13 protein-coding genes are annotated in these 25,480 nt (G+C 69.6%); 5 read left to right on the top strand and 8 right to left on the bottom strand.

The genetic code is table 11. The features are described from left to right. Positions 1-46 precede the first annotated feature (46 nt). The 4 genes from A5648_RS18830 to A5648_RS18815 all read left to right on the top strand — a co-directional run bounded on the left by A5648_RS18830 (position 47) and on the right by A5648_RS18815 (position 6,253). Entirely contained in the window at positions 47-838 is a 792-nt protein-coding gene (locus A5648_RS18830) for an ABC transporter ATP-binding protein (RefSeq protein WP_234787480.1), read from the top strand. Further along, positions 820-3,351 (top strand): ABC transporter permease, encoded by a 2,532-nt coding sequence (locus tag A5648_RS18825; RefSeq protein ID WP_065026005.1) that lies wholly within the window; start codon positions 820-822, stop codon positions 3,349-3,351. Before A5648_RS18830 ends, A5648_RS18825 begins: the two co-directional genes overlap by 19 nt. Positions 3,352-3,364: 13 nt before the next feature. Then, positions 3,365-4,717, top strand: a complete 1,353-nt coding sequence (locus A5648_RS18820) for an FAD-binding oxidoreductase (RefSeq protein WP_065026004.1) — start codon at positions 3,365-3,367, stop codon at positions 4,715-4,717. Positions 4,718-4,807: 90 nt separating this feature from the next. After that, positions 4,808-6,253 carry an amidase family protein gene (locus A5648_RS18815; RefSeq protein ID WP_065026003.1) on the top strand — a complete coding sequence of 482 codons (1,446 nt, stop codon included), beginning with the start codon at positions 4,808-4,810 and terminating at the stop codon, positions 6,251-6,253. On the opposite strand, the gene A5648_RS18810 is transcribed toward A5648_RS18815, so the two are convergent. Beyond that, on the bottom strand, positions 6,250-6,717 hold the full coding sequence (locus tag A5648_RS18810) for an SRPBCC family protein (RefSeq protein ID WP_065026002.1): 468 nt from the start codon (positions 6,715-6,717) through the stop codon (positions 6,250-6,252). The genes A5648_RS18815 and A5648_RS18810 overlap by 4 nt on opposite strands. 134 nt (positions 6,718-6,851) lie before the next feature. On the opposite strand from A5648_RS18810, the gene A5648_RS18805 reads away from it, so the two are divergent. Continuing rightward, the gene (locus A5648_RS18805; protein ID WP_065026001.1) at positions 6,852-8,399 is read left to right on the top strand and encodes an HNH endonuclease signature motif containing protein; all 1,548 of its coding nucleotides are present in this window, start codon (positions 6,852-6,854) and stop codon (positions 8,397-8,399) included. Between the two features lie 19 nt (positions 8,400-8,418). Here the strand turns inward: A5648_RS18805 and A5648_RS18800 are convergent, their stop codons facing one another. From A5648_RS18800 to A5648_RS24950, 7 genes are all read right to left on the bottom strand, one after another. Next, entirely contained in the window at positions 8,419-9,411 is a 993-nt protein-coding gene (locus A5648_RS18800) for an NAD-dependent epimerase/dehydratase family protein (RefSeq protein WP_065026000.1), read from the bottom strand. Between the two features lie 5 nt (positions 9,412-9,416). Further along, positions 9,417-14,789 (bottom strand): non-ribosomal peptide synthetase, encoded by a 5,373-nt coding sequence (locus A5648_RS18795; protein ID WP_065025999.1) that lies wholly within the window; start codon positions 14,787-14,789, stop codon positions 9,417-9,419. Then, positions 14,786-21,868, bottom strand: a complete 7,083-nt coding sequence (locus A5648_RS18790; protein ID WP_065025998.1) for a type I polyketide synthase — start codon at positions 21,866-21,868, stop codon at positions 14,786-14,788. Before A5648_RS18790 ends, A5648_RS18795 begins: the two co-directional genes overlap by 4 nt. A 171-nt stretch (positions 21,869-22,039) precedes the next feature. Then, positions 22,040-22,723: a response regulator transcription factor gene (locus A5648_RS18785; protein ID WP_065025997.1), complete on the bottom strand. Its 684-nt coding sequence runs from the start codon at positions 22,721-22,723 to the stop codon at positions 22,040-22,042. A gap of 58 nt (positions 22,724-22,781) precedes the next feature. Beyond that, positions 22,782-23,966 (bottom strand): sensor histidine kinase, encoded by a 1,185-nt coding sequence (locus A5648_RS18780; RefSeq protein ID WP_065025996.1) that lies wholly within the window; start codon positions 23,964-23,966, stop codon positions 22,782-22,784. Between the two features lie 128 nt (positions 23,967-24,094). Further along, positions 24,095-24,844, bottom strand: a complete 750-nt coding sequence (locus A5648_RS18775) for a phosphoglyceromutase (RefSeq protein WP_065025995.1) — start codon at positions 24,842-24,844, stop codon at positions 24,095-24,097. A gap of 117 nt (positions 24,845-24,961) precedes the next feature. Beyond that, positions 24,962-25,093 (bottom strand): hypothetical protein, encoded by a 132-nt coding sequence (locus tag A5648_RS24950; protein ID WP_267887838.1) that lies wholly within the window; start codon positions 25,091-25,093, stop codon positions 24,962-24,964. Positions 25,094-25,480: the final 387 nt, after the last annotated feature.

Here is a 25,480-nt window from a genome sequence, read left to right as displayed (position 1 = left end):
CCTACGCGGGCATGATCCTGTATTTACGCACGCCCGCTGGAGATTCATGATCAGGACCGACATGCACACCGTGGAGCGCGACCATAACGGACACGCGCCGCCGGTCGTCCTCCGGCCTCCCGTGGTCCTGGAAGCCCGCAAGCTCAACAAACAGTTCGGCGCGGGCGATACGGCCACCCCGGTATTGCGCAACGTCGATATCCAGATAACCCGCGGGGAATTCGTCGCCCTGGTCGGGCCGTCCGGGTCGGGCAAGTCGACGCTGCTGAGCATCCTGGGCCTGCTGGACATGCCGACCAGCGGCGACGTCCTGGTCAACGGTCACAGCGTCTCAGCGCTGTCGCGCCGGCAGCTGGCCACCGTCCGATGTCAGACGCTCGGCTACGTCTTCCAGGCATTCAACCTTCTGGCGGGCCTGTCGGTCGTGGAGAACGTCATGCTGCCCGGCCTGCTGGCGGGCAAGTCCGGTCGCTCCCAGCATGCCCACGCGATGAGCCTGCTGGACCAGGTCGGGTTGGCCGCCAAATCCAAGCGGGTGCCGTCGGAATTGTCCGGCGGCGAACAGCAGCGCGTGGCCGTGGCGCGAGCGCTTTTCATGAAACCCGACGTAATTCTCGCCGACGAGCCGACCGGTAACCTGGACACATTGAATGGCCACCGGGTCATCGATGCGTTGTATAACTTGAATGCGGCCGGCCAGACAATTGTTCTGGTGACCCACGACCGCAAAATTGCCGACGACGCCCCGCGCCTGGTTTCATTGCTCGACGGTGAAATCGAAACCGACAGCGGAATGATTCACGCGCCTAACAATGTGTCATGGCTCGCGGGACATTAGCCGCGACTTTCGGCCTGCTTCGGATCATCAATTTCCGGGCCGTTCGTAAACACGCCTTCCGGGCCGCATTGGCCGCGTTCTCCCTCGGCGGCGGCGTCGCGGTCGTCGTGGCCGTCATGATCGAGGTCACCAGCGTCTCCAAGGCCGTCGAAGACGTCGGCTACCAGATCGCCGGACCCGCCCCGCTGCGCGTGGTCGGGGCGGCCACCCGTGGCGGCATCAGCCCGGCCGTCGTCGAAGACTCCCGATCGGTTGACGGGGTGGCGGCCGTGGTGCCGGTCATCCGCGGGGTGACGATGATCCGCAGCGACGGTACGGAGAGCTACGGGCTGGGTCTGGGCGTGGACTGCTCGGCGCAGTGGATCGTCGACCCGAAGGTCTGCCAGACCGGTCAGCAAGAGCCCCCGCCGGCGATCTCGAAGTCGCTGGGTGACTCCCTGGACTCCTCGGCGACCCTGGTCACCGACGTCGGGCAACTGTCGGTGAAGAAGTTCCAGCGGGTGGCCGATCTCGATGAGGTCAACAACGGCCTGGTCGCGGTGCTGCCGCTGAGCATGGCCAAAGTGCAGTTCGCCCGCGGCGACCGGGTGGACATGCTCTACGTGACCCTGAACTCCGGCGCCGACGCCGCCGCGGTCCAGCAGAAGCTGAAGACCGCGCTGGGCCCCACCTACAGCGTGCAGCCCCGCAGCGAGCCGGCGCGGGGATACAACGTCAACGACGTGCTGCTGCCCCTGCTGGGCATCTTCGCGCTGATCTCGATCGGGGTCGGGGTCATCCTGATCACCCAGATCACCCGGCTCTCGGTCGAGGAGCGCCGCCGCGAGATCGCGATCGCCTCCGCGCTGGGGGCGTCGCCGGCCTCGATCATGACCGGGTTCCTCAGCGAGGCCGCGCTGTTGGGCGCGGCGGGATCGGCGATGGGCGTGCTGACCGGCATCGTCATCTCCGAACCCATCGTGGCCAGCGCCAGCGAGCTGACCGAACGGTTCGTCGGCGTCACCGTCCCGGTGATCCTCAAGCCGGCGATCCTGGTCCTGGGCGTCCTGGTCGGCGTCTTGCTGGCGGTGGGGGCCGCGATCGGTCCCGCCCTGTCGGCGTCCAACACCCCGATCGCGGCCGAGCTGTCGGGGCGCGCGGCCCAGGAGCAGACCACCCAGCGCAAGATCTGGTTCAAGGCGCTGCTGTTGCTGGCGATCGGGCTGGCCGGGGTGATCGCGGCACGGCTGGCGACACTGTCCGGCGCGCTGGTCGCCTGGCAGGCGATCCTCGCCGACATCGGCGCGGTCGTCGCACTCATCGGTCTGCTGCTGGCTACGGCGTACCTGAGCGCGCAGGCGATCACCAGCCTGCGCCCGAGGCCGGACAAGTCGAGCGGGGCAACGCTGACCATCGCGCTCAACGCGCTGCGCTCGGACCGCTCGCGCACCGCGGCGATCTCGGGCGCCATCGCGGTGCCCGTCGTGGTCGCCATCCTGCTGTCCGGATTCCTGGTGGCGATCCACATCGGCGCCACCAAGGTCGCCGAATCGCAGGCGGACGGCCGCATTGCCATCACCACGACGCAGTTCGCCGATTACGGGCCCATTGACGCCCGATTCGCCCCGCAGACGCTCAACAAACTGAACTCGGTGGCCGGGGTGGAAAAGACCGAGCGGATGGCGGAAATCGAGATCAGTCTCAAAGACGGGTCGCTGGCGCATATTCAGTCCCAGGACCGGCCCACATTTCCGTTCGGACTACTCGCCGGGCAATCCCCGGAGGCAAGCCAGAAAGCCAATCAGGTCGTGATCGGCAGCGTCCTGGCGCGCGAGAAAAATCTCCACATCGGTGACGCACTCGTATTGGGAAGTGGACTCGAGGCGCAAGCAATGAGCATCGGGACCATTGTCGCAACCCCGGAATACGGCGGCCGCCGGATCTACCTGCCCTACTCGGTCGCCGAGCAGATCTACGGCCCGCAGCCCGCCGGCCTGATCTTCGCCACCCCGGCGGCCGGGTTCACCGCCGGAGAGGTCATCGAGAACATCGGGGCCACGAAATTCGACCAGCCGGTGACCGCGGTGGACACCGATGGCTACGCCTCCGACATCGCGGCGTCGATCGGGCGCTACCTCACCCCGCTGAACACCCTCAAGTACGGCCTGCTCGCGATCGCCTTCATCTCGGTGCTGTCGACGCTGCTGCTGGTCGGTATCCGGCGCAGGCGCGAGGTGGCCCTGATCCAGGCGCTGGGCGCCACCCGAGCGCGGGTGTTCAGTATCACCACTATCGAGGCCGTGGTTGCCGGCGCCGCCGGCGGCCTGTTCGGCGCGGTGCTCGCGATTGCCATCTCCGAAGCGGTTCGGCGGGCAGCCGTCGTCAACGTCGGCCTGATCACCCCGCTGGTGTTCCCCTGGACCGACGCGCTGCTGTATGCGGTGCTGGCCACCGTCGCCGCCGTTTTCGCGGCCATCATTCCCGCGTGGAAGTCCACCCGGTCTACCCCGGCAACCGAACTTCGCGACGAGTGACACGAAGGATGCAATGACCGCGACCGTGCCGGGGTTCACCGGCGACGCCATCTACCCCGCCGACGCCCGCTACGACACGGTGCGTCAGGTCTTCAACGGCATGATCGACAAGCGGCCGCAGGTAGTGCTGCAGTGCCGTTCGCGCGAGGACATCGTCGCCGCGGTGCGCTACGCCGTGGACGCCGGCGCCGAGATCGCGGTGCGCGGCGGCGGCCACAGCGTGGCCGGCCACTCGACCACCGACGGCGGCGTCGTCATCGACCTGACGCAGATGCGCGGAGTGCGCGTCGACGCACCGGCCCGGATCGCCTACGTCGACGCCGGCGCCACCTGGGGCGACGTCGACCCGGTCACCAGCAAGCACGGCCTGGCGTGCCCCGGCGGGGTGGTGTCGACGACCGGTGTCGGCGGCTTCTCGCTCGGCGGCGGCATCGGGTGGCTCTCCCGCGCGTACGGCATGACCTGCGACAATCTCATCGGCGCGGAGCTGGTGCTGGCATCCGGCGAGGTGCTGACGGTCAGCGAGACCGAGAACGCCGACGTGCTGTGGGGCCTGCGCGGCGGGGGCGGCAACTTCGGCGTCGTCGCGCAGTTCATGCTGCGACTGCACCCGGTGGATTCGGTGGTGGCCGGCGTGCAGTCCTACCCCGACACCGACGCCGAGGCGGCGCTGAAGCATTTTCGGTCCCAGATGGACAACGCCCCCGATCATTTGGCGTCCATCCTGGACTTCTCCAGCGACCTCAAGTCCGGTCAGTCGCTGGTCAACATCCTGGGCTGCTCGACGCGCACCGACCAGATCGGCGTCGACGACACCCATGCGCTGCTCAACGTCCGTGGCGCGGCGGCCAAGCCCGTGCTGGCCCTGCAGCACAAGCTGGAGTACCCGACCTGGCAGCAGGCCATCGACCAGACGGCGCCCTTCGGCTGGCTGAACTACTGGAAGTCGCTGTTCGTCACCGAACTCACCGACGAGGCGATCCGCCGCATCGCGCTGCTCGGGCGCTCGCGGCCCTCGGCGCAGACCCGGCTGCATTTGATCCGGCTCGGCGGGTACGCCAGCCGGGTGCCGCCGGAGGCGACGGCCGTGGCCACCCGGGAGCACCCCTACATCATCCATCTGATGACGACCTGGACCGACCCGGCCGACACCGCGCGCTGCACGGCGTGGGCCGGCCAGGCCTTCGAGATCTTGCGGCCGCTCGGCCCCGCCGGTGCCTACCTCAACTTCGTCGGAGACGAAGGGCAGGACCGCATCCGCGCGACATTCGGCGACGCCGGCTACCAACGCCTGGCCGAGCTCAAGGCGCGCCTGGACCCGGACAACCGGTTCACCCTCAACCACAACATCACGCCGGCGGGCTGACGTTCGCAGTTCTCAGTGTGTCGCCAAGGCCGACACACGTTTACGCAGCGCACGGTGGGTATTGTTGTCCGCGGGGGAAAGGACGCAAGCATGTCTGGCGCGCGCGATGATGGGTTGGCCTTTGCCGGCGTCGCGCGCTTGGCGCAGCTGGTGCGCGAGCGGGAGGTGTCCCCGCGCGAACTGGTGACGCTGTATCTGGATCGGATCGCCCGACTTGACCCGGCGCTGAACGCATTTCGCACCGTGCTCGGCGACCGGGCGATGGACGAGGCCGCGCAGGTCGAGCGCCGGCTGGCCGCCGGAGAGGTGCTACCGCTGGCCGGTGTGCCGATCGCGGTCAAGGACGACACCGACGTCGCGGGAGTTTCGTCCATGTGCGGCACCGGAATTGACGCCGGTCCGGCGAGCACCGACAGTGCCGCGGTACGCCGGCTGCGCGCCGCCGGCGCGGTGATCATCGGCAAGACCCACCTCTCGGAATTCGGCGCCTACCCGGTGTGCGAATCGGCGACCTGGGGGGTGACGCGCAATCCGTGGGATCTGTACCGGACCCCGGGCGGATCCAGCGGCGGCTCGGCCGCCGCCGTGGCTTCCGGGATGGTGCCCGGCGCGACCGGCAGCGACAGTGGTGGCTCGGTACGCATTCCGGCCGCCTGCTGCGGGCTGGTCGGTCTGAAGGGCCAGCGCGGACGGATCAGCGCCAAGGAGTCACCCGAACGGGCCTACCGGTTCCACGGCCTCAACCACATCGGGCCGCTGGCCCGCAGCGTCGTCGACGCCGCCCTGCTGCACGACGCGATGACCGGCCCCGAACCCGACGACGAGATTCCCTCGCCGCCACCGGCGCCGCCGCTGATGGACGCGCTGCTGGCGCCCACCCGGCCGCTGCGGATCGCGATGTCGTTCAAGCCGGTGGTGCCGGTTTCCGTGAGCGACGAGGTGCGCCGGCCGGTGTTGGAGACCGCGGAGTTGTTGCGGTCGCTGGGCCACGAGGTCGTCGAGCGCGACCCGGTCTATCCGGTGGTCGGCATCGCCGCGGTGCTCGCGCTGTTCATGAACGGGTTCGCCCATGAGATCGAACGGCTGCCGAGAACCGAACTGCTGGAACGGCGCATGCAGGCCGAGGCCCGCACCAGTCGCCTGGTCCCGGACTGGCTCGCCCGCCGCGCGGTGGCCGCCGAGCCCCGGATCACCGCCCGCTCGCAACGCGCGATCGCCGACTTCGACATCCTGATGACACCGGTCGTGGCGATGCCGCCGGTGCAGGTGGGCTACTTCGAGGGCTATGGTCCGACCCGGGCCATGCTGCGGATGCTGAAGTTCATCCCGTTCACCTTCCCGCAGTGCTACAGCGGCCAACCGGCGATCTCGGTGCCGACCGGGATCGCCGCCGACGGCGTACCGGAGGCGGTGCACCTGGTGGCCCGGGCCAACGATGAGGCGACCCTGATTTCGCTTGCGGCACAGCTGGAGTCGATGCGGCCGTGGATTCAGCGCCGGCCCCCGACCGAAGCGCTGCTCTCGCAGGTGGGTTAGTCGGCCGAGTAGCGTTCGCGCAGCCCGGACAGCGTCGCCTCGATACCCGCGGCATTGGTCTTGGCGGACCGGGTGAGCTCGTAGAACTTCAACTTGAGCGCACCGCCGTTGCGGTAGTCGAATGTCTCAGTGACCCTGGTCAGGCCCGGCGAGAGCGCCTCGAACTGCCATCGCCACCGATGGCCTTCCGGGTGGCGCCACTCGACCAACTCATCCGGCTGGTACGCGGTCACCGTGCTGGTGATGCGGTAGGGCACGCCGTACATCTTCATCTTCGTCGAGAATTTCGACCCCACGGTGATTTCGGCCGGCGCCTTGACGTTGTCGCGGACGGTTCCCGACCCGTCGAGTTCCCGATGGCGGCGGGGGTCGGCCGCGATCGCGAACAGTTCAGCCGCCGGGGCCGCAACCTCCACTGACCGGCTGACCTGCCGGGGCCCGGCATCGACAACGGTGACCGCCATGGTGTTTCCCTTCGGTGACGGGACTTCGGTCCGACCCTACCGAGTCAGGAGGGCCGATTTCCTCAATGGTTTCTTAAACGTCGGTGCCGGATCGGGCCGGTTTCTTGTCGGTGTGCCGAACTAGTGTTCGATTTATGGGCAGGGACGCTTTCGCGGATCGGGACACCATCATGCGGTGCCTCGATGAGCAGGAGGCGATTAATGCCCGGTTGGCGCAGTGTTCGTTTGATGCGTTGAGCGCCGAGGAGCTGGTGGAGGTGCTGGCCCGCCGGGAGGCGTTGGCGTGGCAGGCGCCGGTGATCGAGCATCAGATCTTGGCCCGGCTGGTGGCTGAGGGCCACGGTGAGGTACTGGCGGCGTGCTCGCTGGCCAAGGCGTTGAGTGAGCGGTTGCGGATCAGCGCGAAAGAAGCCCGACGGCGCATCGATGAGGCCGGCGAGTTGGGCCTGCGCACCGCCATCACCGGCGAAACCCTTGAGCCGGTGCTGCCGGCGCTGGCAGCCGCCCAAGCCGACGGGCGGGTGGGCCCCGAGCAGGTGGCGATCGCGCGTAAGGCGATGGCGAAGATCCCCGCCGGCGTCAGTGCTGCCGATCGCGAGCGCGCCGAGCGTGATCTGGCGGCGTTGGCCTCCGAGTTCGCCCCGGAGACCTTTCAACGCCTGGCTGTTCACCTAATCGCGGTGCTGGATCAAGATGGCGACGAGCCCGACGACCGTGAACGCCAAGCCCGGCGCGGGCTGCGACTGGGCCGCCAAGACGCCGACGGGATGAGTTCGTTGAGCGGCAAGATCACCCCAGAGTTGCGGGCCACCCTGGAGCCGATCCTGGCCAAACTGGGGGCACCGGGTATGTGCAACGCCGCCGACGAAAAGCCCTGCGTCAGTGGCACGCCGAGCCAGGAGCAGATCCAAGGCGATCACCGCACCCGCGACCAACGCCACCATGACGCGCTGCTGGCCGCGTTCCGGGCGGTGCTGGCCTGTGGAGATCTGGGACAGCTCAATGGCCTGCCGGTCACTGTCATCGTCTCGACCACGCTGGCCGAACTGCAGGCTGCGGCGGGCAAGGCCCACACCGCCGGCGGTTCGTTGTTGCCGATGAGCGACCTGCTGCGGATGGCCGGCCACGCATATCACTACCTGAGCGTGTTCGACGGCCAAGGCCGGGCGCTGTGGCTGGGCCGGGCCAAGCGGATCGCCTCGGCCGATCAGCGCATCGTGTTGCACGCGCGCGATCGCGGCTGCACCCGGCCGGGGTGCACGGTCTCGGGCTATCTGTCCCAGGCGCACCATCTGGAACACGATTGGGCGAACAACGGCCAAACCGATATCGACTCCCTCGCGCTGGCGTGTGCGCCGGATAATCGGATGGCCAGCGAGCAGGGCTGGGTCACCCGGCTCGGTGAGACCGGCCGGGTCGAATGGATTCCCCCACCGAAACTCGACCACGGCCAGCCCCGGGTGAATCCCTTCCACTTCATCGAAGCCGTCATCGACTACCACCGCCGCCTGCCACCCGGTGATCCGCCCGACGAGCAACCACCACCCGACGACGAATGGCCACCGCGCGATGACCCGGTATTCGACGACCCATTGTTCGACGAGGCCGCCTACGACACGATCGACTTCGAAGTCCACGCCCAACGACACCTCTTCGACGACGACTGGGCGGAAGCCGGATGACGACGCTGCCGCCGGTTGGTCAGCGGGCGAGGTAGCCGTTGTCGCGGTACCAGTGGTAGGCGTCGCGCAGCGCGGTGCGGAACGAGGTGAACGGCAGGCGCAATTCCTCGCGGGCCTTGGTGGAGTCGGCGAAGATCTCCGCCGCCGAGAGCCGCATCTGGTGGGCGCCGATCGGCAGTCGCGGCCCCACCACCGCACGGGCAACGCTGATGCCGGCCGCCGCCACCGGTATCGTCCAGCGCGGCAACACGATCGAAGGGCCCCGCTGGCCGGTGACCTCGTTGGCGATGGCGAACGCCTCACCGAACAATAGGTTCTCCCCACCGAGGATGTAGCGCTCGCCGACCCGGCCTCGCTCGGCGGCGGCGACGTGGCCGGCCACCACGTCCTCGACCGAGACGAAGTTGGTACCACCCGGCGCGGCGACCCGCAACCGGCCGCGCTGCGCCTCGACGATCATCGCGCTGGCGATCCGGTTGACGTCACGCGGGCCGATGACCACCGACGGATTGACGATCACCGCCGGCAGCCCCGCCGCGACAGCGTCGCGCAGTACGGCCTCGGCCAGGTGCTTGCTGTGGCCGTAGGGGAACCGGCGGGGGCGGATGTTGAACTCGTCGGTCTCCACCAGCTCGCGCCCACGCGGTGGAATACCCAGGGCAGCAATCGAACTGGTGTAGACGAACCGCTTGACGCCGGCCCGCCGGGCGGCCTCCGCCATGTCGCGGGTGCCGTCGACGTTGGTGCGGTACAGCCGGGTCTGAGTCCGGTGACGCCAGTAGTCCGACACCGCCGCGGTGTGGAACACCCAGTCGCAGCCGGCCATCGCCGCGGTGAGCGCCTCGACACCGTCGAGCACGTCGCCGACCCGGGTCTCGCAGTCCAAACCTTCGAGTGCGGCCATCGGCGACGTCGAGCGCCGCAGCACCCGCACCTCGATGCCGCGGTCGAGCAATGCGGATACCAGGTTCGAGCCGACGAATCCGGTTCCCCCGGTGACCAATGCGCGCATCGAGTTCAGAACCGGTAGGTGGTGCAGCCGACTTCGACGCCGGAACCGACGGCCATGATCAGCGCGACCTCACCCGGCTTGACCAGCCCGCGCCGCCGAACGTCGGCGATCTGATAGGGCAGGGTCGAGGTGAACGGGTCAGTTGTCCAGCCCTGCGCATCTGGGTCGACGAACCGCGACCGGTGCACGCCGATGCCCGCGGCCAGCTCGTCGAGAGCGGCACCGGGCAGCTGCGGCGGCAACACCAGCGCGATGTCTTCGGGCCCCAGGGCCTCCAGGGCCAGCAGCTGCTTGACCGCCGACGGCAGGCAGCTCACATAGATCGCCGCCAGGTTCGGGTCGCGGTCCACCCGCAGCCACATCCGGCCGTCGCGCTCCTGGGTGTGGGTCGCCAGCGCCCCGCGGTACTCCGGGTGGTGTTCGAAGACGAAGCGGCCGAAGCCTTCCGGGCCGTGGCTGGGGCTCAGCATGATCGCCGACCCGGTCTCGGCGATGCCGGTGCGCGGGTAGCCACTGTCCGGAGTGTTGTTCTCCACCTCGGAGGCCAGCACCATGGCGTGGCCGGTGCGGCCGGCGCCGATCATGCCGGCGGCGACGTGGCAGCCGTTGAGGAAGCCGACCGCGCCGTTGAGGATGTCGAACGCGAAGGTCTTGGGAGCGTCCGCGGACTCCGGCTCGGCGTTGATCCCGACCTCGCCGGCCACCAGGGTGGCGACCGCCGGTTCGCTGAGGAAGTCGTCGCGGTAGATGCCGGTGTGGATCACCAGGCCGACCTGGGACCCGTCGACACCGCTGTCGTCCAAGCAGGCCCGAGCGGCGTCCACCGCGAACGCAATGGAACTCGGCGGGTCCTGGCCATCCGAGGCGATACCGACACCGTCGATCTGCACCCGCGGTGTCGCCGGCAACTCCCGGCGGCCGGGGGCGGACCGCCCGGCACGGGCGGGCTGACCGTTGGCGGCCCGTCGCATCCGGTCGGGCAGGTCGTCGAAGGTGTACAGCGCGGTGCCGATGGTCTGCCCGGAGCCGGTGATCGACAGCACCACGTTGTCGCCGGAGTTGATCCGGCCCGCGTTGATGTAGTCATGCAGCGCGACGAAATGCGTTGTGGTGGCGGTGTTACCGCGTTCGGCCAGGTTGCAGATCGTGTTGGCCCGGCTGGCCGCGCCCGCCCCGAACACCCGGTTGATGGTCAAGATGGCGTCGTTGATCGACGCCTCGGAGGTCTGGTGCATCAGCAGCTGATCGGCCGTCTCGGGCCGCCAGCCGTGGCGCTGCATCACCGCCGCGACGTAGGGCACCGAGTGCTTCACCGCGATCGCGGTCTGGGTGACCGAGTCGGTGACCATGATGGCGCCTCCGTGCGGGCCGTCGGTGGCCTTGGCGATGCACAACTTGGCGAATTCGCTGTAGGTGGCCAGATCGAGGTCGTGGAAGCCGACCCGGTCATTGGGTCCGAGTTCGAGCATCACCGCCGCGCCGGCATCACCAACGGTCAGGCAGGCCAGCCGCGGATCCATCGCGTTCTCGATCTCCTGTTGCGCGGTTTCGGTGATGTGGCTGATGTACTCGCCGCTGACCACCAGGGCGTTGCGCACCAGGTGAGTCTTGAGGAAGTCCTGGGCCACGCTGACGCCGGTGAACATGCCCGCGCAGGCGTTGTTGATGTCGAAACACACCGCGTTGGTCAGGCCCAGCTGATCCCGCAACTGGGAGGCGGTGCTGGGTTCGAAGGTGAACATGTGCTCCGGGCCGTCGCACCGGGAGATGTTGCACGCGATGACCAGGTCGATCTCTTCGGGGGCGTAGCTCGACCGGGACAGGCAGTCGCCGATCGCCTTGCGGCCCAAGTCGATCGAGAACTCGTCGACGCCGGCCATCCGCCGGTTCTTGATGCCGGTGAGGCGCTCCAGCGGGATCTTCACCTCGTTGACGCAGTCGGCCAGCACCTGCTCGGTGGAGACCGACCGCGGCGGCAGGTACACCCCGAGGCTTTCGATCACGACGTTGCGAGCCGGGCCGGCCTGCACCGGCTTGGTCACCGGCGCCGCAACGGGTTTCGGCGGTGCCGGCTGCTCAACAGCGGGGGCTTGCGGCGCTGCGGCGGTGGTGTCGTCACCGATCGGGCCGAATTCTTCGGCCAGCTCGGCGATGGTGCCGTAGACGAACAGCGACTCCGGGCGCAGCTCCATGCCGAACTCGCCGACCCGCACCGCGACCTCCAGGGCCTGGGTGGAAGCCCCGCCGAGCGCGAAGAAGTCGTCGGTGACGCCGACGCGCTCCACGTCGAGCACCTCGCGCCAGATCTCGGCCAGCGTCTCTTCGGTGCGGTTACGCGGTGCCACGAACTCTTTCGGCGCGGCGTCGAGATCCGCATCGATGGCCAGCAACGCCCGGCGGTCCACCTTGCCGCTGGGCGACAGCGGAAGCAGGTCCGTGCTGCGGAACACCGCGGGTACCATCGCCGCCGGCACCAGTTCCAGCAGGAAGCGGCGCAGCTCCGCGGTGCCGGGCGCTGCGGCGACCGGCACGATATGCGCGATCAGCGCGGTGTTGCCGGCGGCGTCTTTACGGGCCACCACAGCGCATTCGGCGATGCCGGGGTGCTTGGCCAGCGCGGCCTCCACCTCGCCGAGCTCGATGCGGAAACCGTTGATCTTCACCTGGTCGTCGCGGCGGCCCAGGTACTCGATGTTGCCGTCCGGGCGGTAGCGGGCCAGGTCGCCGGTGCGGTAGAGCAGAGCACCAGGTTCAGAGCTAAGCGGGTCGGCGCCGAACGCGGCGGCGGTGGCCTCCGGCCGGTTCAGGTAGCCGCGGGCCACGCCGACCCCGCCGATGTACAGCTCGCCGGGCACCCCCACCGGAACCGGGTTTCCCGCGGCGTCCAGCAGGTGGATCGCGATGTTGGCGATCGGTCGCCCGATCGGGATGATCGGTTCGGTTATCCCACGCCGGCAGTGGAAATGGGTGACGTCGATGGCGGCCTCGGTCGGGCCGTAAAGGTTGTAGAGTTCGGCGGGCAGCGTCTCGAAGAACGCGTCGCGCAGGTCGCCGGTGAGCGCCTCCCCGCTGCAGAACACCCGGCGCAGCTCGGTGCAGGACGCCGCCCCGGGTTCAGCTAAGAAACGGCGGAGCATCGACGGCACGAAATGCATTGTGGTGACGCGCTCGTCGACGATGGTACGGGCCAGGTAGCCGGCGTCCTTGTGACCCTCCGGTTTGGCGATCACGACCCGGGCGCCAACGATCAGCGGCCAGAAGATCTCCCAGACGAAGGGGTCGAAGTTGATCGGTGTCTTGTGCAGCACTCGGTCGTCGGCGGCCAGCCGGTAGGCGTCCTGCATCCACAGCAGCCGGTTGCGGATGCCGGCGTGGCTGTTCAGCGCCCCCTTGGGCGCACCGGTGGAACCGGAGGTGTACATCAGGTAGGCCAGGTCGGCGCCGCTCACCTCGGGAGCCGACTCCTGCTCTGCGGGCAACGCCGAAGACTGGTCCAGACACAGCCGGGCGCCGGTGAAATCCGTTGGCACACCGGCCAGGTGCTGGCGGTGGGTGACGCAGACCGGCGCGTCCGGAACGTCGGCCAGCATCGCCTCCATGCGCCGGGCGGGCTGGGCCGGATCCAGCGGCAGGAAGACACCGCCGGACTTGAGCACACCGAGCAGTGCGATCACCAGGTCTTCGGAACGCTCCAGCAGCACCGGCACCACGTCGGTCCCGTTGCCGGCGCCGACGCCGAGCTGACGCAGCCGGTGCGCCAGGCCGTTGGCCCGCCGGTCGAGCTCGCCGTAGCTGAGCTCGCGGCCGTCGTAGCTCACCGCGACGGCGTCGGGTGTGCGCGCAGCGGCGGCGGCGACCATCTCATGCAGGAAGGCCGGGGCATCCGGGTAGTCGACCTGGGTTTCGTTCCAGGACTGTAGCTTTGCCCGTTCGACGTCGGTGAGCATCGGCAGCTGCGACACCGGAGCGTCGGCAGCGCCCGGCTCCACCAACCCGGCCAGCAGCATGGCGAAGTGCTGCGCCATCGCGGTCATGGTGTCGGCGTCGAACAGATCGGTGTTGTACTGCAGCGCGAGCTGCAGCTGGTCGTCGTGCTCGCCGACCTGCATGGTGATGTCGAACGGCGAGCCGCCCTGGCCGATGTGCAGGGTTTCCAGGGGCAGCGTGCCGTCAGACTCCGATCCGGCGGAGCCGGCACTGGCCTCCGCTTCCTCGAACAGCCGGACCTGCTGCCAAGCGAACGACACCTGGAACAGTGGGGTGCGCCCGGCGTCGCGGACCGGCCGCAGACGCTCGACCAGCAGCGGCAGCGGGTATTCCTGGTGGCCGATGGCGCCCAGCACGGTGTTTTTGATCTGGCCCAGCAGCGCAACGAAACTCGGGTCTTCGCTCACGTCGACGCGCAGCGGCAGCGGGTTGGTGACGTAGCCGACCATGCCCATCAGGCCGGATCGGTCACGGCAGGCGAACGGCGAGCCGATGATCAGGTCGTCCTGGCCGCTGTAGCGGTGCAGCAGCACCGCGTAGGCGGCCAGCAGGGTCATGTAGGGCGTCGCCCCGACGGTCCGCGCCACCTGCTTCAACCCGGCGGTGACCTGCGCGTCGACGCTGAACCGGTGCAGCGCACCGGCGTAGGTCTGCACGGCCGGCCGTGGCCGGTCGGTGGGCAACGCCAACGTCGGCAGCTCACCGCCCAGCGCGTCGCGCCAGTACTCCCAGAGCCGCTCGCCGTCGGGCCCGGCCAGCATCCGGTTCTGTTTCGCGGCGTAGTCGACATACCGGTCGGCGGGCGGCCCCTCGGGCAGCCCGACGCCGTGCTCGGCGGCGTACAACGCAGGCAGTTCGTCGAGGATGACGTCGATGGACCAGAAGTCGACGGCGATGTGGTGCACGGTCAGCAACAGCACGTAATCGTCGGGACGCTGCAGCAGGGTCAGCCGTATTACCGGCCCGGTGCTCAAGTCGAACGGCCGGTCGGTCTCGGTCTGGATCCACTGCTCGAGCTCGGCCGCGTCCGTACCGATGCGATGGGTGGCGATCCGCATCGGCCAGTGCGGGTGGACCAGCCCGACCGGCTGGCCGTCCCGCTCGGTGTAGGTGGTGCGCAGCATCGGGTGCCGGTCCACCAGGGCTTGGGCGGCCCGCTCGAGGGCCGGCACGTCGAGTCCGCTGCGGATGCGTCCCGCGTAGGCGACGGTGTAGGCGGCACTGTCGGGAGACAACCGGTGGACGAACCACATCGAGCGCTGCCCGTAGGACAACTCGTGTTCAGACGCCGCGTTCCGGGCTTTGGCGGCCAGCAACTGCGCCAGCAGTTCGCGCTTTTCCTCCGGTGACAGGCTGGCGATGTCGATGGGCGCCTCGGGTTGGTCCGTCATGGGCTACCCCCATCCTTGGCATGCTCGCCGTCGGCGAGCATCTTCGCCAGCAGCGCATCCACCGCGTCGTCGGAGAGGTCGGACACCTGCGACAGCAGGTCCATCTCCGGCGCGGGCTCGGCGGCGCTGGGCGCTGCGGCCTGCTCCGGCCGGGCCTCGCCGGCGGCCGCCAACTGCTCATTGAGCCAGCCCGACAGGCTGACTACACTCGGCCCATCCAGCAGCCGGGCCACCGGAACGACGATTCCGAGTTCGCGCTCCACCTGAATGCGAAGTTCCAGGGTGATCAGCGAGTCCACCCCAAGGCTGTTCAGCGGCGCCGCCACGTCCAGGCCGGCCGGGGCCAGGCCCAGCTTGCCGGCGACCAGATCGCGCAGGTAGGTCTCCAGCAGCCGCTGGCGTTCTTGGGCATCCGCGGCTTGCACCGCCTCGAACAGACCGCTTCCGATCGCCGCCTCGCCGGAGACCTGCAGGTCCCCCAGCAACGGTGACTGCGCGCTGGGACGCCACCGCGCCCAGTCGATGTCGAGCACCATGACCTGCGGCGCGACTGTGCCGCCCAGCAGGCCGGCCAGCGCGGTGAAGTAGTCCTGCGCCGACATGCCTTCGACGCCGTAGTGCGAGAAGTGGCGGTGCAGCTCGGAGTTGGTGAACATGCCCAGCCCGGCCCACGGGCCGAAGTTGACGCTGAGCGCGGGCCGCCCGGCGGCGCGGCGGTGCCAGGCCAGGGCGTCCAGGAAGGCGTTGGCGGCACCGTAGTTGGCGGCTCCGGGCGAACCCAGTACGGAGGCGGCCGAGGAGAACAGCACGAAGAAATCCAGCGGCGCATCGGCGGTCAGCGTGTGCAGGTTCCAGGCGCCCTGCACCTTCGGCGCCATCACCTCGCGCAGCTGGGCGGCGTCCAGGCGGGCCAGGATCGCGTCGTCGACGGTGCCGGCGGCATGCACCACACCGCGCAGCGGCGGCATTGACGCGCCGACGCCGGCGAGCACCGCGGCGACGTCCTCGGCCTTGGTGACGTCGCCCTGGGCGACCGTCACCTCGGCACCGGCCGCACGCAGCGCATCCAGCGTCGCCTCCGTCGCAGCTGACGGCGCGCGGCGGCCCATCAGCACCAGGTGCCGCGCACCGCGCTCGACCAGCCAGCCGGCCACCTCGCCGCCGACCGCGCCGAGGCCGCCGGTGACCAGGTAGCTGGCGTCCTCGCGGAGCGCGAACTCACCCGGCTGCTCGTCGTAGGCCTCGCGGTAGGGCTCCAACCGTGCCACATAGCGCCGGTGGCCGCGCAGCGCTAGATCCGCCTCGCGGTCGTCCGACCAGATCTCGGTGAACAGCGCTCGCAGCTCCTCGGGACCGCCGCCGGCGGACAGGTCGACGCCGGTGACGCGCAGCTCCGGGTGCTCGTGATCGATGCTGCGGCCCAGCCCCCAGACCGGGGCCTGCCCGATCGACAGGGCGGCGGAGTCGTTGTCACCGGCCGGCTGCGCCCCGCGGGTCACCAGCCACAGCCGCGGCGATTCCGGCCAGCCGGCCAGCGTCAGCGCCTGAATCAGGTGAACAACGCTCAGTGTCCCGAGCGTCGTCGCGGCCTGCAGCGAGTCGGCGCTGGTGTCGGCCGGCGCTGCGGCCAGCAGGTTCCACAGGTGCAGCACCCCACGGCACGGCGGCCGGTCGCCGCCGAACGCCGCGCGCAGCAGCTCGCCGAAGTGTTCGGGCCGGCCCGGGTCGATGCGGTAGCTGTCGGCACTCACCCGTTCGATCGCGGCCAGCCCGACAACCGGTTCCACCAGCACGCACGACTGGGCCTGCGCCTCGAGGTGATCGCGCAGCGTGTCGGCCACCGGGCCGTCGGCCAGGATGAGCCAGCTGCCGGGCTCGCCGGATCGGCCCTCCCCTTCGGCCGCGATCGACGCGGGCTGCCAGCGCACCTGGTAGCTGCGATCGGCCGGGTCCGCGGGGGCGGTCGTGATGGCCGGCGCGCCGGGTTGTCCGGTGACAAGGGTGCCGGTGGCCAGCAGCGTCCAGTCCCCGCCGGCCGCGCTGCCGTAGCAGTCGAACCGGTCGTCGGTCAGGGCGAACTGCACGGTGCGCGCCTCGGCCGGAGCGCCGCGCAGGTTCAGTGCACCGACCGACCGGCTGCCCGGGCCGAAGGCCACCTCGGCCGCCTGGCCGGCCAGCTCACCGAGTTGCTCGGCGGACAGCGCCCCGGTGGTCACGTCGATCTCGGCCAGCACCGCGTTCTGGGTGGCCGACCGGATCGGCCCGCGCCAGCCGCCGGGCGCACCGGCGCTGCGGGGCGCCGCGATGGAGCCGGCATCCAGCCAGGAGTGCACCCGCTGCCAGGGGTAGGTGGGGGCGGGCACACAGCGGCTGCCCTCGGGGTAGATCCGCTCCCAGGCCACCGGGTGCCCGAGGGTGTAGAGGGTGCCCAGCGAGCCGAGCATGGTCGAGCGGCCCTCGTCGTCGCGGCGCATCGACGGCAATAGGGTGCAGGTGCGCCTCATGTCTTCAACGTCTTCGCGGGCCGCCGTCAGCAGGATCGGGTGCGGGCTGAGCTCGACGAAGGTGTCGTGCCCGGTCTCCAGCAGCCGTCGCAGCGCGGCCGAGAACCGCACCGGCGAGCACAGGTTCGCCACCCAGTAGTCGGCGTCGAGCAGCGTGTCGCCGACCAACTCCCCGGTGACGGTGGAGTACAGCGGCACCGTCGGCGCGGTCGGCTTCAGCTTGACCAGGCTGCCGCGCAGTCCCGCGCCGAGGGCCTCCATCTGCGGGCTGTGCGAGGCGACGTCGACCTCGATCCAGCGGCAGAACCGGTCGCGCTGCGTCAGCGTGGCCATGAGCTCTTCGAGTACCGCACGCTCGCCGGCCAGCACCGTCGACCGGTGGCTGTTGCTGGCGGCGATGGCCACCTGGTGTTCGTGACCGGCGATGAGTTCCTGCGCTTCGGCCATGGTGGTCTCGGTGACCATCATCGCCCCGCGGCCGCGCACTCCGCGCAGCATGCGGGCCCGGGCGCAGATCACCCGCGCGGCGTCCTCCAAGCTGAGCGCTCCGGCGACGTGGGCGGCGGCGGCCTCGCCGAGGCTGTGGCCGACCACCGCGGCGGGCTCGACGCCCCAGGACCGCCACAGCGCCGCCAGGGCCACCTGAATCGCGAAGATCGTGGGCTGCAGGATGCCGATGTCGGTGAGCGTGGACTGCTCCTGCGGCTTGGCCAGTTCCTCGAGGATCGAGTGCCCCAGGTGCGGGTGCAGCGCGTTGTCGCAGGCGGCCAGGGCGTCGGCGAAGACCGGCTCGTCGGCCTGCAACCGCTGGGCCATGCCGGGCCACTGCGAGCCCTGACCGGAGAAGACGAAGGTCACGCCCGGCCCGGGCCGGCTGGGGGCGCAGTGCCCGACCGACAATCCCGGCCGTGATTCGCCCAGGCGGTAGGCCGCCAACGACTCGAACAGCGCCGCCGGAGAGTCACCGACCACCGCGAGCCGGTAGTCGTGGTGGCCGCGGCGGGCACCGGCGGTGTAGCACAAGTCGGACAGCGAGCCGGCGGTCGCGAGACCGCTGGAGAACAGGGCCATCTCGTATTCGCCGACCAGCGCGGCCAACGCCTCCGGCGACCGGGCCGAGAGCGCCAGCAGCTCGGCGCGCGCCGGCGCGAAGTCGTCGGGGTGACTGCTGCGGACCTGCGGGGCCTCGGTGAGCACGACATGGGCGTTGGTGCCGCCGAAGCCGAACGAGCTGACCCCGGCCACGGCGCGGCTGCCCGCCGGCCATGGCGTCAGGGTCTGCACCACGTCCAGCGGCAGGCTGTCGAACAAGATGTGCGGATTAGGCGAGGTGTAGTTCAGGCTGGGCGGGATGGCCCGGTGCTGCAGCGACAGCGCCACTTTGATCAGGCCGGCGATGCCGGCGGCCGCCTCCAGGTGGCCGATGTTGGTTTTGACCGAGCCCACCAGGCAGCGGCTGCCTTCCGGCCGGCCCTCGGCCAGCACCGTGCCCAGCGCGTTGGCCTCGATGGCGTCGCCGATCGCGGTGCCGGTGCCGTGCGCCTCGATGTATTGGACCGCACCGGCCGGCAGGCCGGCCCGGCGGAACGCCTCGGTGACCGCGCGCTCCTGGGCCCGCCCGCTGGGGGCGATCAGGCCGTTGGTGCGGCCGTCGGAGTTGGTGGCGCTGCCGCGGATCACCGCGTAGATCGGATCGTTGTCCTCCAGCGCCTTGCTCAGCGGCTTGAGCACCACCACACCGGCGCCCTCGCCGCGCACGTAACCGTCGGCGTCGGCGTCGAAGGTCTTGCACCGGCCGTCGGGTGCCATCACCCGGGCCTTGGAAAAGTTGATCGCCAGGGCCGGCGACAGGATCACGTTCACCCCGGCGGCCAGCGCCATGGAGCACTCACCGTCGCGCAGGCTGCGGCACGCCAGGTCGACGGCGACCAGCGACGACGAGCAGGCGGTGTCGACCGACAGGCTCGGCCCGTGGAAGTCGAAGGTGTAGGACAGCCGGTTGGCGGCGATGCTCAGCGCGTTGCCGGTGCCGGTATAGGCGTCGACGAGCTGGGGCTGGCCCAGCCGCAGGAAGCCGTAGTCGTTGGTGGAGATCCCGACGAACACCCCGGTGCGGCTGCCGGCCAGCGCGTCGGGCACCTGACCGGCGTCTTCGAGGGCCTCCCAGGCCACCTCGAGCAGCAGCCGCTGCTGCGGATCCATCTGCGCCGACTCGCGGGGCGAGATGCCGAAGAACTGGAAGTCGAATTGGTCGACCTGGCCCAAGAAGCCACCGCGGCGGGTGACGGCGGTACCCGGCACCGAGGGGTCGGGACTGTAGAAGGCGTCGACGTCCCAGCGGTCGGCCGGGACCTCGCTGGTGGCGTCGACCCCGCCGGACAGCAGCCGCCAGAAGGCGTCGGGCCCGTCGGCGCCCGGGAAGCGGCAGCCGATGCCGACGATCGCGATCGGCTCGTCGGCCGCAGGCCGTTCGGTGCGCTCGAGGGCGGCTACCGCGTCCGGAGCCGCTGGAGTCGTCGCTGCGACGCGGGCCAGGTGCTGCGACAGGATGTCGATCGACGGGTATTCGTAGGCGATGGTCGGGGCCAGCTCGCAGCCCAGGAACTGCTCCAGGGCGGTCGACAGGCGCACCGCGTGGATGGAGTCCAGGCCGTAGAAGGCGAACGGCTTGGCCGGGTCGATCTCGGCGGGGGGCAGTTCGAGTTCACCGGACAACCGGTCGACGAGCCAGGCGCTGATCTCGGCCGCGCTGCGCTCCCCGGCCTCGGCCTTGGCCTCGGGCGCGGGTTCGGGTTCGGCCGGCGCGGGCGGTTCGGCGGCGGCCGGCCACTGCGCCACTACCGGCAGCTCGCCGTCGAGGTAGCGCTGCTTGCAAGCGCTGCGCTGGATCTTGCCGCTGGAGGTCGTCGGCAGTTGCAGTGGCTGCACCAGCACGACGGCGTGGGTGCGAACCGCGTGGTTCTCGGTGACCGCGGTGCGGATGACCTGCATCGCCTCGTCGGCCGCGTCCCCGCTCAACCGGCTCGGGTCGACCTCCTGCACCACGACGAGTTGCTCGGCCGCGCCCGGCTCGGGGGCGATCGAGAACACCGCGCCGCGGCCGCGCAGCAACGCCGGGTTGGTGTTCTGGACGGTCAGCTCGATGTCGTTGGGGTAGTGGTTGGTGCCCCGGATGATGATCAGGTCTTTGCGGCGGCCGGTGACGAACAGCTCCCCGGAATGCAGGAATCCCAGGTCGCCGGTGCGCAGGAACGGACCCTGGCCGGTGTCGGACAGGGTCGCGGCGAAGGTCTCGGCGGACAGCTCGGGGGCGCCCCAGTAGCCGTGCGCGACGCTGCCTCCGCTCACCCAGATCTCGCCGACCCGGCCGGCCGCGCATTCCCGGCGAGTCTCGGGGTCGACGATGCTCACCCGCTGGCCACCACGCGGCTTGCCGCAGCCGACCAGGGCCGCCACATTGGGATCGTCGGCGGAGACCTCGATGACCCGGTTGTCGCCGAGGGCGACCCGGTCGACGTGCCGCACCAACGGCAGCGGCGAGTCGGACCCGCCGGAGACCAGCAGGGTGCCCTCGGCCAGCCCGTACACCGGTAGGAACGCCTCCCGCCGGAATCCGGCCGGGGCGAACGCCTCGGCGAAGTTTTTCAGCGTCGCGGTGCGCACGGGTTCGGCGCCGCACATGGCCGTCGCCCAGTGGGACAGGTCCAGCGCCGCGCGCTCCTGCGGGCTGCTGAGCTCGACGCACATGTCGTAGGCGAAGTTGGGGGCCGCGGTGATCGTCCCGCCGTGCCGGGAGAACGCTTCCAGCCACCGCATCGGCCGTTTGATGAACGCGGTCGGCGGCATCAGGATCGAATGGCCGCCCGCTCTGAGAGTCGAGAGCAGCCCGCCGATCAGCCCCATGTCGTGGTACGGCGGCAGCCAGAACACACCGGTCACGTCCCCGTCGATCCGGTCGCCCCAGGCCTCGAAGATGGTCTCGAGGTTGTGCACCAGATTGCCGTGGGTCAGTACGACGCCCTTCGGCGCGCTGGTCGACCCGGAGGTGTACTGCAGCATCGCGACGGTCTCGGCGTCGATCTGCGGCGGCACCCAGCCCGCCTCGCTGCCCCCGGCGGTCTCGTCGGTGATCATCCACCGCAGCGCCTGCCCACCGGGCAACGCGTCGATGGCGGGCTTGATCCGGGGCTCGATGTCGGCGGTGGTCAGCGCGAAGCCGGGTTCGACATCGGCGATGATCGACTCGACGCGGCCGATTAGGTGCTCGCGCATCGGCGGGTGCACCGGGATCGCGATGGCGCCGGCGTAGAGACAGCCGAAGAAGCTGGCGATGAAGTCCAGCCCGGGCGGGCACAGCACCAGCACGCGCTGCCAGGTGGCACCCTGACTCTGCAGGTCGGTGGCGATCTGGCGGGCGCGCAGGTCCAGCTCCCGATAGCTCACCCGGCTGGTCTCGTGCTCGTCGCCGTCGCGGGAGAAGGTGAACGCCGGTTTGTCGCCACGCCGCTCGGACTCCTGCCGCAACAGGTCCACCAGCGTGCGTACGGCGTGCACCGTGTCCTCCGGCCCGCTCATCGATCACGCCTCCCGTATGGCTAACGAAGATTGGTTTTAGATTGGGCCCAGCACCCTGCAGGTGACCTTGTTTAAGGTTACCTTAAGAACGAAGGCGTCAATTCCGTGATTTTCGGCGACGGCGACCGCGCGGGCAAATTTAGGTCGCCCATTCAACCAGCGGAAGCGGGTTCAGCCCTCCAGTTTGTATCCCAGACCGCGCACGGTAACCAGGTGCACGGGGTTGGCGGGGTCGGTCTCGATCTTGGACCGCAGTCGCTTTACGTGGACATCCAGGGTTTTGGTGTCGCCGACGTAATCCGCGCCCCAGACCCGGTCGATCAACTGGCCGCGGGTGAGCACCCGGCCGGTGTTGCGCATCAGGTATTCGAGCAGGTCGAACTCCTTGAGCGGCAAGGTGATCTGCTCGCCGTTGACCAGCACCACGTGCCGTTCGACGTCCATGCGCACCGGGCCGGACTCCAGTACGCCCTCCCCGACGCCGCCCTCGTCGTCGCCGCCGCGGCGCAGCACCGCGCGGATCCGGGCGATCAGTTCGCGGGCCGAATACGGCTTGGTGACGTAGTCGTCGGCACCCAGTTCCAGGCCGACAACCTTGTCGATCTCGCTGTCGCGGGCAGTGACCATAATCACCGGCACGCTGGAGCGGGCTCGCAGCGCCTTGCAGACGTCGGTGCCGGACATTCCCGGAAGCATCAGGTCGAGCAACACGATGTCGGCGCCGGCCCGGTCGAACTCGGCCAGCGCCGAGGGTCCGTCGGTCACCACGGTCGCCTCGAAACCCTCCTTGCGCAGCAGGAACGCCAGCGGATCCGCCAGCGACTCCTCATCCTCAACGATCAACACGTGAGTCATCGCTGCTGCTCCTCCTCATCGCTCCGCACGCTCCGCTCTGCATCGTCGCCAGCAGGTGTCATCGCTGCTCTTCATCCCTTCGCTCCGAATCGGCTTGATAGGCAGGAATCGCCAGGGTGAACGTCGAACCGGTGCCCGGCTGGCTCCACAGCGTGATGGTGCCGTTGTGGTTGGCCGCCACGTGCTTGACGATCGCCAACCCCAGCCCGCTGCCGCCGGTGGCCCGCGAGCGCGCCTTGTCACTGCGGAAGAACCGCTCGAAGACCCGCTGCTGGTCCTTGCGCGCGATTCCGATGCCGCGGTCGGTGACCGCGATCTCGATCAAGCCGTCCCGGCTGCGGCGGCTGATCGACACCGGTGAGCCGTGCGGCGAGTAGGCGATCGCGTTCGACACCAGGTTAGCCAGCGCAGTAATCAGCAGCGGCTCGTCGCCGAGCACCCGAAAGCCACTCGGGGCGTCGGTGGTGATGGTGATCTCCGCATTGTCGGCGGCCACCTTGTGCCGGGAGATCGCCTCGTTGACCACGCTGTCGACGTCGACGACGCCCAAGTCCGGCAGCGGATCGGCGCCCTGCAGCCGGGACAGCTCGATCAGCTCCCCGATCATGCTGGCCAGCCGATTCGCCTCGACCAGCACCTTCTCGGCGAACGGGCGTACCGCCTCGGGGTCGTCGGCGGAGGCCAGCAGCGCCTCGGCGAGCAGGCCCATCGCCCCGACCGGGGTTTTGAGCTCGTGGCTGACATTGGCCACGAAGTCGCGCCGGCTGGCCTCCATCCGGGCCTGTTCGGACTGGTCGTCGACGATCACCACCGCAAACCGGCGATCCTCCTCGGACAGCAACCGGGCGTACCCGCGCACCGCCGACAAGTCCGACCGGATCGCCCCGGTCGCACGCTTGGCCGCCGAGAGGTCGAACACGACCTCCTCTTCACCGGCCAGTGCCCGTTGCGCAGCCGCCCAGGCGACATCGTCGAGCAGCCGGCCGTGCACCAGACCCAAGGCCGAGGCGCGATCGTTGAGGTAGACCACGTCGCGGTGGGTGTCGACGACGGCGATCCCCAGCGATGCGTGCGCCACGATCCGCTGCAGCATTTGGGAGACGGTGATGCCGGCGCGTTCGGTGACCACCCGCCGGCGCCGCTCGGCCAGCCGGGGCGAGAGCCAGATACCGGCCGCCACCCCCGCCACCAGGGCCGGCAGTGCCGACACCGCAGCGAGCGTCAGCGCCGAAGTCGCAGCCACGGCAAAATCGTACGCAGTTCGAGCGCCCTATCCGACCAGCGGTCGACCACGACGTGCGCCGAATGTGAATTCAGGGGGAAGATTTCACCCGCTTTCCACCGGTCATTCACACTGGCGGCGCACTGCGGCTACTTGGCGCCCTGACTGGCCACCGCGGCGGCCCCGGCCGCGGCCGCCTCGGGGTCCAGGTAAATGCCGCCGGCGACCGTCGGACGCAGGTCGGCGTCCAGGTCGTAGCGCAGCGGAATACCGGTGGGGATGTTCAACCCGACCACCTCATCATCGGACATCCCGTCCAGGTACTTCACCAGCGCCCGCAAGGAGTTGCCGTGCGCGGCGAGCAGCACCGTCTTGCCGCACCGCAGGTCCGGGATGACGACGTCGGTGTAGTACGGCAGGAAGCGTGCCACCACATCGGCCAGGCACTCGGTCAGCGGACCGCCGCCGATGTCGGCGTAGCGGGCGTCGGTGTCCTGGCTGTAGCGGCTGCCGGCCTCGATCGGCGGCGGCGGGGTGTCGTAGCTACGCCGCCACGTCATGAACTGGTCGTCGCCGTAGCGGGCCTTGGTGGCGGCCTTGTCCAGACCCTGCAGGGCGCCGTAGTGGCGTTCGTTGAGCCGCCAGGTGCGGTGCACCGGGATCCAGTGCCGGTCGGCGGCGTCCAAGGCCAGGTTCGCGGTGGTGATGGCCCGGCGCAGCAGCGAGGTGTAGGCCACGTCCGGCAGCACGCCGTGCTCGACGAGCAGCTGGCCGGAGCGGATTGCCTCGGTGCGGCCCTTGTCGGTCAGGTTGACGTCCATCCAGCCGGTGAACTGGTTGCTGGCGTTCCATTCGCTCTCTCCGTGGCGCAGCAGCACCAGCGTGGCGGTCTCAGACATAGGCGTCAGTGTCTCACGGGGGAACGGTCGAAGAACCCCGGGCGGTGTCAGGGGACGATGCCGAGACACACCATCAGTGAGCGTTCGGTCTCCACTATGAGATCCGCTCACCACGCTTCACTCGTCGACCGGATCTGCGATCGCCTCGACGAAATCCACCTCGTCGCTGTTCCGGTCCGCGGCGGCCAGCGCCAGCGCCTCCCGGTCGCGATATCCGCGAACTCGGCGGACCGCACATCGGGCACCCACATCTCGACGGAGCGGTACCCCCGCTCGCGCATTCGCCGGCGATATTCTTGCGGCGATTCACCCGCGGTGTCGCTGTCCGACCTCCGGGCGTGCCAGGCGTGAACGACCGATCAACGACCGTGGTGCACCGTGATCTCGTCGCGCCATGCCCACAACTGAGTGACGTCGCCGCGGCCATCGGTGAAGACACGCAGCACCTCGACGTGGACCACGAAGGCCGCTATCGACCCTTCGGCACGGGGTCGTCGACGACCGCTCGGTCATACAACGAGGCCAGCAGCCGGGAATCCCCGAGCCGGTCCAACAGCCGGGCGCCGAGTTTCTCCATGGTCTGCACCGAGAACGGTTGCGCCATCCGCCGGTTGATGCCCGGCGCGATACGCAGCA

It is taken from the genome of Mycolicibacter sinensis (genome assembly GCF_001673565.1).
GTDB classification, from domain to species: domain Bacteria; phylum Actinomycetota; class Actinomycetes; order Mycobacteriales; family Mycobacteriaceae; genus Mycobacterium; species Mycobacterium sinense_C.
The sequence above is the reverse complement of the archived record's forward strand: the minus strand, read 5'-3'. Positions and strand labels throughout refer to the sequence as shown.